Raw genomic sequence first — 12,578 nt, forward strand, 5'->3', positions numbered from 1 at the left:
GAATTTCAGTTTGATTAGTCAAAGATTTGATAAATCTTAAAGGCCATCAAAGAGACTAAAGAGCCTTTAAGCAGATGAATAGGGGGAGCGGCCTTTACGTTATCAAAAGCAATTAGAACCAAAAAATCTCTCTGGATAATATTCTTTTTTTCTATATCGAATGACTTTTCAAAAACGAGCGTTTCCGCTTTCATTTGGTTTTTTATATAGACATTTAGGGTAGTCTCATCATCCGTTATTTTAGAACTTATTTTTTGCTGTGCCAAAGCAGAAAATGAGAAAAGAATAAATCCTAAGGCTAAAATTGTTATTTGCGGTTTCATAATTATTCAGATTTTAATGATTTAACAGGGTTCATCAATGCTGCTTTTATGGTATGGAAACTTACTGTGCCCAGAGCAATCAAAGTGACTAATAATGCCACGGCTATAAATGGGAGAGGGCTTTGACTTATTCTGTATTCGTAATTTTCGAGCCAAGCGTTGGATGCAAACCAGGCTAAAGGCAAGGCCACCGCTAAAGCTATCAGCACCAGTTTTATGAAGGAAAAGGATATTATTTTCACAATGCTACTGACCGAAGCACCCATTACTTTTCTAATGCCAACCTCTTTGGTTCTTAACTCAATGGTTAATAATGACAAAGCGAAAAGCCCTAAACAAGAAAGGAAAATTGCGATGCCAGAAGCGGTGCCAAAAAGGTCTGTCATTAATCTTTCTCCTTCATACCAAGCCGCTAGGTTCTCATTTACAAAAGATGCTTTGAATTCGGCATTGTCGGTTAGTCCGTTCCATGTGTTTTCTATTTTCTGAACACTGGCAACTAGGTTTTTAGATTTTAATTTTAAAAAGAGATATTGAACAGGTTCTACATCTGATAAATGCATGGCAATAGGCAAAGTCTCCTCAGAAGGCGAGTAAAAATGAAAATCACTCACCACACCTAAAATTTGATAAGGTTTACCTTCTGAATTTTCGCCAATAAATTTGCCGACAGGCTCAGACTCTCCCATGGCTTTGACAAAACTCTCGCTCACTATAAGCCCAGTTTCTTTGTCTGAAATACTATTTGAGATAAAATCCCTACCAGCAACCAAGGGAATATCCATGGTTTTAAGGAAATCGGTTTCCGTCAAAATCCAGTCCATATTAATGTGCTTGTCGAGGTAATCCCATCCCACAGTATTTCGCATAGTTACTCTGTCTAAGCCTCTCCCAAGGTTTATACCTGTTCCTGAAATACTTAATACTTCTGGATTAGAAACTAAGGAATTTTTCAATCGCTCTAGAATGACTTGACCGTCTTGGTCTGAACCTATCGGAATGCTTAAAACCTGTTCTTTGTTAAAACCAATAGGCTTTGTTTGAATAAAATTGAGCTGTTTACTACCAATAAAACTTAGAGTAATTAAGAAAGCAGAAATAGCAAATTGCGAAACCAATAAGGTGTTTCTAACCCTGCTCGGTTTGCCCCCCGATATTTTCCCTTTTAAAACCTCTATGATATTAGACCCTGATATTTTCAAAGCAGGATAACCACCAGCTATTAAAGTCACAGCTAAAAAAATCAAACTCATTATACCCAAAAATTGTGGCTGAAATAAGTTGTTTACGCCGACATTGGCATCTGTTCTTGCATTGAAAATGGGTAGAAGCTGGTAGGTTAAAAATATGCCTAAGACAAAGCCGATGAAATATAATATTAAGGCTTCAGACCAAAACTGGAAAAAGACTTGACCTTTAAATGCCCCTAGTGATTTTCTTACACCAATTTCTCTTGCTCTGGTAAATGAACTAGCCAAATTCAAGCTTATGAAGTTAAAGCACGCTATCAATAAGATAAAAGCACCTAAACCTATGAGAGCATAAATCAAAAAGAGTGGTGTGCTTCTTTCTCCACTAAAATGAATATTTTCAATGTTCGTCAAATTCAAGTTAATGGGTTTAATATCTGCCGGGAGACTACTTTTCGAAAGGTTCAATTCTGCCAATTCTTCTTGGTAGTATTTATCTACAAAATTTTCTAATGATGTATTTAGTGCAATAGGGCTCTCAGGCACTTTCAGAAAAACATTGGCACTTCCAGCCGACCAGTTGTTTTGATTTTCTTGGAACGATGGCAGCGTTTCCACACGAGCTAAGGCTTGAAACTGAATGCTAGAGTTTCTTGGGCAATCTGCTAAAACAGCAGAAACAATAAGCCCCTTTTCTTCTCCTTTTTTTCCGAGGCTTAATTCTTTCCCAATCACATCTTCAGTACCAAATAAATCAATTGCGGTACTTTTGGTCAAAGCAATGTTTTCAATACCTGACAAAGCACTATCAATATCACCTTGAATGACACCAAAATTGAACATTTGAAAGAAATCAGGGTCAACTCTGGTAACTATTCTGTTTAACTTTTTGTCTTGGATTGCCAAAGGCTCATCTCGTCCATAAACTACACGAGTTGCTTGTTGTACCTGTAGAATATCAGATTTCACAGCGGCAAGAAAGGGCAATGGAAGTTGACCTGAAAAACGCCCGCCATCTTCTGTCATCGCAAACTTTGAAACCTTGAAAAGACTGCCACTTTCTTTATGAAAAGAATCAAAGCTTAATTGAAAGTAGGCTGTTACAAAAAGTATAGAACTAATAGCAAAAGCTATGGCAAGTCCAAATACATTAATAGATGCATGGAGCTTATTTCTCCAAATGTTTCTCCAGGCTATTTTGATGTAATTTTTAATCATTTGAGCTATAGGTTATTATACGCTATAATCTATCCCTAAACTGTGCCAGAAGATATAGACATCTCACTATTAGCCATTTGTATGCTTTCGTATTGGCTTTAAATGTCCGATAATGAACAGGCCGGACGAAGCCTTCGCTTTAAGAAAGGGATATATGTTTATTAGCAGTGTTTTGAAAAAAGAACAAACTCTCTCACTCAGACCTCAAGCTCTTCACTGGGTTCACAAGTGCTGCTTTAATGGCCTGAAAGCCTACCGTAAGCATAGTGATAGTTAGTGCTCCAAAGGTAACCAATGGCAACACCCACCACATAAAACCTACGCTATATGCAAAATCTTGCATCCAAGAATTGACCAAATAGTAGGCTATGGGGCTGGCAATTATGATGGCGAGCACCACCAATTTAAGAAAGCCGGTAGATAGCAAAACGGTGATTTCTGAAACCTTTGCTCCCAATACTTTTCTTATGCCAATTTCCTTAATTCGATAGGAGGCATTGAGATGAGAAAGCCCGAAAATACCCATGCAGCAAATCACGATGGCTAAAATGGTAGCGACTCCAAGAATTTTCTGTGAGCGAAGCTCTCTAATATATTCTTGCTTATTCCTTTCACTTAGAAAACCGTATTCAAAAGCTGCTAGAGGCATGGCTTTCTTATAAATCGCCTCGAATTTTGGTAAAAAACCACCTAGGGAGGCGGCTTTAACGAGCATCTCGCTCGAATGCCTTGGAATATAGGCCAAAACTTGTGGCTTAATTTTCATTCTTAAGGATTGAAAATGATAATCTTTTATAACACCTACAATCGTGTAATACTCCTGACTTTCGTCAATAGAATTTGATAGTTTTAACCTACTTCCAATGGGCTGCTCTAGCTGTGCTTCTTTAACAAAAGTTTCATTGACTAGAATTTCATGACTGTTTCCAGTGGGAATATTCTTACCGCTTTTTAGATGTAATCCCATGACAGAAAGGAAGTCTTGGTCAATAGAACGATAGACTGCATCAACCTTTTTGCCGTCAATAATTGTAGGGTCAACTTCATAACCAAAGGTGCCTCCAAAAGTAACCGCCTTAAACTGTGGAATGGTGGCTAATTCGTTTTCTAGAAATTGTTTGATAGGCTCCTTTTCTCTGTCTCCTTTAATTTCTGCTTTGATAATATTGTCGGCATTGAACCCTAAATCTTTAGTGTTCATAAACTTCATTTGAGCATAATAGGTGATGGAGAAAAATGCCAAGATAAAAGCAATGCCAAACTGGAGAACCAGCAACACACGCCCAATAGCCAAAGATTTTGGCGATTTGTTCTTTCCAAATAATGATTGTTTCGACGTTACTTTAGCGAAGTATGTGGCGGGATAAAAACTAGCTAAAAACGAAGTAATACCTAAAATGGCTATTAGTAAAATGATGTTTTCTAAGCTCAACCATGTGGAAAATTGCACATGTACGCCCGTAAGCGTGGTAAACTGCGGCATAAGTCCCAAAAGTAAAAGAAGTGCAAAGCCAATGGCAAATAGGGTCAAAAGAGCCGTTTCGCAAAAAAACTGAACATAAATGCCCGTGATACTGCTTCCTGCCATTTTTCGGAGACCAATCTCTTTCATTCGTGGTAGCGTGGCGGAGATGCTGATATTAATAAAATTAAATAACGCCAGTAAAAATATAAACAGGGTTATACCCAAAAATTGATTTGAGTAAGACGATTTGCTCTCATTTGTGGTGCCACCCTCATGCATGCTCCAACTGTTTTCACTCAAGTAAGAATTTAGGTGCATGTCTCTTATTGGCTGAAGGTCATAGGAGATTTCTGGGTCAAAATCACTTTCTGCTAGCTGTGCTTGAGCATACTTTTCATAAACTGCATTGAGTTTTGGAACAATGGCTTCTGTATTAGTTTTTGGGTCAAACTTGACAAACGTCCCGAGGTATGCGTTCAGCCAGTTGGTATCTGTAAAAGATAATTGGGCAAAACGAAATGGCAGTAAAATGTCAAAATTAATAGAAGAGTTTTGAGGAGTATTTTTTGCCACAGCTCTAACGACAAGCGGTTTTCCTCCCAAGCGTCTGGCCGAAGGTTCTGCATGAAGGTGTACTAATTCGCCAATCACACCTTCTTTTTTACCAAAAAGCCGCATGGCAGCATCTTCAGAAATTACCACAGAGTTAATTTCTTTTAAAGCTGTTGCTTTATCACCTTCTAAAAGAGGAAAACTAAAAAACGAAGTAAAATTATCATCAACAAAGAGCGTATTAAGGTTTAACACATTATCGCCAGACCGCACCTCTATCATGATATCTCCACCCCAAACACGCACATAAGAGTTTAGCTCGGGTACTTCTTTCATAAATGCAGGCCCTTGAACCTGCCCCGTTCCTGCGAAGGTTTTATGTGGTTCGCCTGTGTTTTCTATGCTACTGGTGGTAACTCTATAAATGTCCTTGCCATGGAAATTATCAAAACTACGCTCATAGCTCCAAAAAATTAGAGCAAACAGTACACTACACAAGCCAATGGAAAGCCCAATGATGTTAAGGCCATTGTAGATCTTATTCTTCCAAAGGTTTCTCCAAGCTATTTTGATGTAGTTTTTTAGCACTTTTTAAAGTTTTGGCAATTTACTTTTTAAAAACCCATTGGAAGATTAGTCTAAATATCACTCTATTCGCATAGCGTTTACTTGATTACCTAAAGCGGCTTTGATAGAATGATAAGCCACAGCCAACATTGTTAATGACAGTATAATCAAAGCCGAATATGCAAAAACCATAGGGTTAATGGAGGTTCTGAAAGTGAAAGAATCTAGCCATTGGTCTAGGAAATAATAGGATAACGGAAAGGCAACAAGGCAAGAAATACCCACTAAAATCATGAAGTTTTTGGCCAGTAAGAATACTATTTGGTGGCTCTCAGCCCCCATTACTTTCCTTACTGCTATTTCTTTTTTACGCTGCTGTGTGGTGTAAGCTATCAGGCCTAAAAGCCCTAAGAATGCCAACATGATGGTAAGCCCAGAGAAGGTAGAAAACAGCTGCCCACGTTTTTGGTCAGATTCAAATTGAGTTTTAAAGTCTTCTTCTGCAAAAGAATATTCCATCGGCTCTTTTGGGAAAGACTTTTTAAAGATGGTTTCAATAGATGCGATTGAACTTGCCACATCTTGTCCATCAATTTTAAACTGCATGGAGCCATTATCATGTGTGAAGGTCATCATTAGCGGTTCTATAGGGTTATAGATAGAACGCATGTGAAAGTCTTTCACCACACCTATTACATATAAATAAGGCTCGGCTTCATTGCCTTGGTTTTTGATTCTTTTACCAAGGGCATTTGCTCCCCAGTTCATTTTTTTGACAAAGGCCTCATTCACCAATACGTTGATACAAGAATCTGGTCTGTCTGTCAATCTAAATTGACGGCCTTCGGCCAATTCCATTCCAAAGTTATCTAGGTAATTTTCGTCAATCCCAAAATTGTCAATCCCTTGTGATACAAAACCATCTTCGGTTTCTACTTCAAACAAATTATAGTTCTGGTCTGTGGTGCCTGGTGTATAAAACGATGTGGAAACAGCCTTTATTTTTGGATTTTGAAGGGCCTCGCTTTTGATATAATCCAAAGTACTAGTGTTGCGACCGTCTACAGATGGCAAGGATAGCACAAGGATATTCTCTTTGTCGTAGCCCAAATCTCTGTTTTGTAAATAATTGAGCTGATTATAAATTACCCAAGTAGAAATCAACATCACAATAGCCACTGTAAATTGAATGACTACTAGGCTCTTACGAAGTCCAGCATTGGAAGAAGCTTTTGACAATTTACCTTTCAAAACCACCAATGGGTTGAACTTTGACAAGAAAAAGGCAGGATAGCTACCACCAATAAATCCTGCAACCAATACAATCCCCAAAGTATAAAGTAGCGTAAGCGGCTGCAAAATGAAAGAAAACGAGAACGATTTGCCCGAAATTTCATTGAAAGAAGGTAATAGAACCGCTATCAAAACCATGCTTAGGGCAAATGAAATAAAAGAAAGCAGCATGGATTCTGTTAAAAACTGAGCAACTAACTGACCCTGAACAGAACCTGAAACTTTACGTATTCCTATTTCTTTAGCTCTTCTGGCAGAACGAGCCGTGGTGAGGTTCATGTAATTAATGCATGCTATCAAAAGCAACAAAAACGCAATGGTAGAAAAAGTATAAACGTAATTTATATTCCCTAATGGCTCAGGCTCGTATTTAAGCTTGCTCTTTAAATGAATATCCATAATGGGCATTACAGAATATTTCATGGTTACACTAAACTGCTCAAAAATTGACTTTTGATAAGTAGGGTAGATAGAGGAAAGTTTATCTTCAAAAGAGCCGACATTAGCTTCTGGCTTAAGTAGCACATAGGTTAAAGCTCCAAAATTTCCCCACTGTTGGTCTACATTTTTTAGAAATTCTAATGATGAAATAGAAATTAGGGAATTAAACAGGATATGAGAGTTTTCTGGAACATCCTCCATCACGCCTGTTACTTTATACACATCTGTGCCTTCTCCTTCCAGAGCTTTGCCTAAGGCATCCTCAGGGTTGCTAAAATATTTTAAGGCTGTGGATTTACTAAGAACAATACTATTTGGCTCTATTAAGGCTGTTTTTGGGTCACCAACAATAAACGGGTAGGTGAAAACTGAAAAACTATTACTGTCGGCAAAAAAGACTTTCTCTATAAATGCCTCTTGCCCATTATACTTCAAAAGTGTCTTTTGGTTTCCAGACAAAAGCCTAACAGCATGCTCTACCTCATCAAAATCGGTCTTAAGGGCTGGAGCCATCACCATTGGAGATATGGCTACTAAATCTGACTTTTCAGGCTCCAAGAGTTCCGAATTTATTCGATAAATTCTTTCGCCTTTTTCATGATACGTGTCAAAACTTAATTCGTCTTTGACATAGTAAAAAAGGAGTAAACTAAAGGTTAAACCTATGGTTAAACTCAATATGTTCAGGGCAGAAAAGCTTAGGTCGTGCTTAAGATTTCTCCAAGCTATTTTAATGTAATTACGTATCATGATTATTCGTTTTTTAAAGAGTCCACAGGGTTTGCCAAAGCCGTAGCAATGGTTTTTCCACTAATGGAAATAAGAACAAGTAGGAACACTAGAAGTGAAGGGATGGCAAATAGCCACCAACTTATTTCTATACGATTAGCGAAATTATCCAACCAGTTTTTGATGATAAAATAAGTGACAGGAATACCGATTAACATAGAAAGCAAAACAGTTTTCATAAACTCCGCAGAAAGGGTCAAAAGCAGATTAGTAGTGCTAGCCCCTATTACTTTTCTAATGCCTATTTCTTTGGTTCGCTTCGCAATAGTAAATGAAGCCAAACCAAACAAACCTAGGCAAGCAATGAGAATAGCAAAGCCTGTTAAAACATTAAAAACCTTTTGAAATCGCTGGTCTGATTTAAACTGCTTATCGTATTCGGCATCTTGAAAGAAATAAGTAAAAGGCTGTCCAGGGAAGTTGGCTTTATAAATAGATTCAATCTCAGCTATTTGGTCTTTTGGGCTACTGCCCGAAAACTTGATACTCGCCACACTTTCAAATGACTCATCGTAATATCGATTGATAATCGGGATTTGAGGCGATTTAGACGTCTCCTGAATGTAGTCTTTTATAACGCCTTTGATAAGCCATTTTCTTCCCCAAAAACTCAATTCCTTCCCAATGGCATCTTTTGCTTCTGGTATTCCCCAAAGGCGTATAGCTTCTTCATTCACTATTACCTCATTGTTTTCTGTTTTTGAAAGTGGAGTAAAATTTTCACCTGCCAACAGCGTCATTCCCATGGTTGGAATAAATTCGGCATCGGTATAGTTTAGGTAAAAATTGTAATTATGCTCTTCTATTACTTCTGAAAGGTTTATGCCCGTGGTAGTACTAAATTGACTGGTAGGCTGACCAGGAACTGCTCCAGAAACAGATACTGCTTGCACGTTTGCTTTAGCTAAAAGTTGATTACGAAAGGCCTTATAGTTTTCTTGATATTTTACTTCTCCTGGAGCATTTACCACCAAAATCTTATCAATATCGACACCGAGGTCTACATCTTGCATAAAATCAAGCTGCTTATGCACCGTAAAAGCCTGTACCAAGAGAATGATGGTAATGGTAAACTGAAAAATCACCAGCGATTTTCTTAAAAAAGTACCCTTTGTAGAGTTCGAAAACTTCCCTTTCAATACCGTGACAGGTTCAAAAGAAGAAAGAGCGAATGCGGGATAGGCTCCTGCCAAAAATACACCGGCAAAAACAGCTACCGAAAGGTAAAGCCAAAACACAGAATCATTGAAAATGACAAAGTCGGCAGGAAGCCCACCAAGCTCAATAAAACTGTTTTTAAATAGTAGAATGAAGAGCACTGCCAAACCTGCAGAAAGCAAATTTATGAGTAAAGATTCCGTCAAAAACTGAATTTTGAGTTGATTTTGAGTACCACCTACCACTTTTCTTAGTCCTACTTCTTTTGCTCTTTCCAGTGCTTTTGAGGTGGCTAGGTTTACATAATTGACAAAGGCACTTATAATCACCAATAAGGCTACGCCCAATAAAAAGAAAACGGAAGTGGCGTTTCCGTTGGCCTCGGTTTCAAAGGTTTTGTGCGAGTAAAGGTGAATATCGCTAATTTTTTGACCAATAACCTGTGCGTCTTCAAGTTTTTCTTCCTTATGGAGCCTATCATTAAAAGCTACCAAATTTTCAGTAAAAGCTTTATAATTGGCGTTTGGACCTAGTAAAAGATAGGTAAGCGTATTGTTTCCGCCCCAATTGTTTTCCTCTTCTCCATTGATGGTAGGAGCGGCATACATACTGGCATAAGAAAACACCATATCAAACTTTAAGTGAGTATTGGCAGGGCTATTTTCGGTTACTCCTACTACCGTGAAAAGTTTGTCGGTTTCGTTCATAGGCATTTTAATTACTTTGCCTATTACGTCTACGCTATTGAAAAGCCTTTTGGCAGTGTTCTCTGAAATGACAGCTTCATTAGCCTTTTTAAACAAATCTGTTTGTGTACCACGAATTAATGGATACGAGAACATGCTAAAAAAGGAAGAGTCTACAGCGAATACCTTTTCTAAAATAAAGGCTTCTTCTTTCACCTTTACATTTAAGTGTGGTTCGCCAATAGGATATGCTCTGCTGAAGTCTATTACCTCTGGCATTTCGCTAAGAGCCCTCGCTCCCGTTGGTGGATTGGTTTCGCAGTCTTGTGTGGTAACCGTTTCACCATCCATGTAATCCATGGTAAGTCTGACTATTTGGTCAGCGTTTTCATGGGAGCTTTCGTAAGAGAATTCGTATCGGACGTACTGAATAATTAAGAGCGTAATGGCCAAGCCCGTTGATAAGCCTAACAAATTGATAAAAGTAAAAGAGCCATCTTTTTTGAAGGTTCTTAAAGCTATTTTGATGTAATTCTTTATCATAATGTTATGGCGAATAAGGGTATCTATTCTGTTTAATTAGCTTAATATCAGAACTGTGCTAAAATTCCTTTTAGCTTTTAATGAAATATGTGTGGTGTTTCGTTTTAGAGCAGCGTTAAAAACGAAGAGAGAGAATGAAGTTCTCGGAAGATACTTCCGAGAACTAGAATGCTATACGTGAAAGTTTTCTGTCACAATTTTACCATCAAACAAATTGACAGTTCTGTGAGCAAAACCAGAGTCATAAGGAGAGTGAGTCACCATCGCGATCGTGGTTCCTTCTTGATTTAACTCTTGTAATAATTTCATTACATCTTCACCGTTTGCGGAGTCCAAATTACCAGTAGGCTCATCGGCAAGTATTAATTTTGGTTTAGCTACCACCGCACGGGCTATGGCCACACGCTGCTGCTGCCCTCCAGAAAGTTGCTGAGGAAAATGGTTTCTCCTATGCATCATGTTCATTCTTTCTAAAGCGGCTTCTACTTTTTCTTTACGTTCGGCAGCTGGCGTTTTTAGGTAAAGCAAAGGCAATTCAACGTTTTCAAAAACAGTTAACTCGTCAATCAAGTTAAAGCTCTGAAACACAAAACCAATGTTTCCTTTTCTCAGTTGAGCTCGCTGACGCTCGCTCATGTCTCCTACTTCGGTACCATAGAAATTATAGCTTCCCTCAGTTGGGTTGTCTAAAAGTCCAAGGATATTTAGCAGGGTAGATTTACCACATCCAGATGGCCCCATAATGGCTACAAATTCGCCATCTTTTATCTCAAAATCTAAACCATTTAAGGCCGTTGTCTCCACCTCGTCGGTGGTAAACATCTTTTGTAAGTTGGTTGTTTTTATCATAATATTTTTAGCATTTCATTTTTTTGATAGAATTCAGTTTTAAATTCCTAAAACTTATTTTAACTCCTTTTATTTCTTCAGCATTACTGTTGCGATTGTCAGTTCGAGCGAAGCCAAGAAACTCCTATGTATGACTGGTCTCGACTTCGCTCGACCTGACATTTTGTTACTTTTCTTAAAGCATCGTTCATCTAACATCCGACAAACTCATCATTTCAATTCCAAAACCTCCTTATCTCCAAAGTTTCCGTACGAACTCGTTACTACTTTTTCACCTGGCTTAAGACCATCTAACACTTCATAATGTCTTGGGTTTTTTCTGCCTAGCGTGATGTTTCTTTTTGTGGCTTTAGTTTCACCTTCTTCTACCACATACACCCAGTTTCCACCAGTGTCTGAGAAGAAACCACCTACCGGAAGTAATGTGGCCTTCTCAGATTTCCCTAGCTCTAATCTAATAGGAGATGATTGACCTCTTCTGATTCCGTCAGGAGCAGCCGCACTAAAAATCATGTCTACCGCAAATCGGCCGTTTAAAACCTCTGGGTATACTTTTACAATTTCCATTTTGTGCGTGCTTCCGTTAAAATCGAAGTTGGCCTGCAAGCCTGCAAAAATTCTTGATATATAATGCTCGTCAATTTCAACACGCATTTTAAAGCCATTCATATCGTCAATTTGACCTATATTTTGACCTTGGTTAATGTTAGAACCTACCTCTACATCAATAGATGAAAGCAAACCAGCTACTGGTGCTTTTACCACCAAGTTTTGTAAAGTTTGACGCCATAATTCCACGTTCCTTTCTGTTCTTTCTAGGGTTCCTTCCAGTTGTTTAATCTGGATTTCGGCGTTCTCTTGTTGGTATTTTTGAGACTCAATCTCAATTTCACGCTGCTTCACCAGTTTTTCGTAATCTCTTTTTGTACGCATATATTCCATGTCAGAAACTACATTGTCGTTTTTAAGTTGTTGGTTTCTGTCAAAGGCATCTTTGGCTTGAGCAATTTGAAAATCCAAATCACTTAATGTCTTTTGAAGGTTAAAACGCTCTACTTTTAGTCTTTGACGCGTGTTTTGTAGTTCGTTTACCAATCTACTTGCTTCCGTTTCAGACTGAAGAAAATTTAGTTTTAGTTGTTGGTTTTCTAGTCTCAAGATTATTTGACCTTGGTTTACCATGTTACCGCCTTCCACAAGTTTGTTGGTTACATAGCCACCCACTATAGCATCAAGCTGAATGGTTTTTAAAGGCTGCACCACCCCTTGAACAATAATGAATTCGTCAAAAATGCCTTCAGATACTTCAGAGATTGAAATTTTATCTGTTTCAACATTAAGTTTAGAACGATGGTCCGCAAATATGAAGTTGTATGCAAGCAATGAAATAACAAGTACTCCAAGTGCGATTAAACCTATTCGCTTTACTGTCCAATATTTCTTTTCAATTTTTCTATCCATTTTTCTGCAAGCCTAATTTATGTATTTGTGTCAAAGGCATGTG

Annotated in this window: 7 protein-coding genes; all 7 read right to left on the minus strand. The window is 38.1% G+C overall.

What is annotated here, in order from left to right:
• Window positions 1-14: 14 nt before the first annotated feature.
• On the minus strand, window positions 15-323 hold the full coding sequence (locus AC0L6O_RS21535) for a hypothetical protein (RefSeq protein WP_473305275.1): 309 nt from the start codon (window positions 321-323) through the stop codon (window positions 15-17).
• Window positions 324-325: 2 nt separating this feature from the next.
• Window positions 326-2,731, minus strand: a complete 2,406-nt coding sequence (locus tag AC0L6O_RS21540) for an ABC transporter permease (protein ID WP_473305276.1) — start codon at window positions 2,729-2,731, stop codon at window positions 326-328.
• A 193-nt stretch (window positions 2,732-2,924) separates the two neighbouring features.
• The gene (locus tag AC0L6O_RS21545) at window positions 2,925-5,336 is read right to left on the minus strand and encodes an ABC transporter permease (RefSeq protein WP_473305277.1); all 2,412 of its coding nucleotides are present in this window, start codon (window positions 5,334-5,336) and stop codon (window positions 2,925-2,927) included.
• Window positions 5,337-5,393: 57 nt separating this feature from the next.
• Entirely contained in the window at window positions 5,394-7,799 is a 2,406-nt protein-coding gene (locus AC0L6O_RS21550; protein WP_473305278.1) for an ABC transporter permease, read from the minus strand.
• 2 nt (window positions 7,800-7,801) lie between these two features.
• Window positions 7,802-10,225 (minus strand): ABC transporter permease, encoded by a 2,424-nt coding sequence (locus tag AC0L6O_RS21555; protein ID WP_473305280.1) that lies wholly within the window; start codon window positions 10,223-10,225, stop codon window positions 7,802-7,804.
• 171 nt (window positions 10,226-10,396) lie between these two features.
• Window positions 10,397-11,074 carry an ABC transporter ATP-binding protein gene (locus AC0L6O_RS21560; protein WP_473305281.1) on the minus strand — a complete coding sequence of 226 codons (678 nt, stop codon included), beginning with the start codon at window positions 11,072-11,074 and terminating at the stop codon, window positions 10,397-10,399.
• Window positions 11,075-11,284: 210 nt separating this feature from the next.
• Window positions 11,285-12,535: an efflux RND transporter periplasmic adaptor subunit gene (locus AC0L6O_RS21565; protein WP_473305282.1), complete on the minus strand. Its 1,251-nt coding sequence runs from the start codon at window positions 12,533-12,535 to the stop codon at window positions 11,285-11,287.
• Window positions 12,536-12,578 lie beyond the last annotated feature (43 nt).

The sequence above is a fragment of the Arcticibacterium sp. GJ41-1 genome (assembly GCF_055808875.1).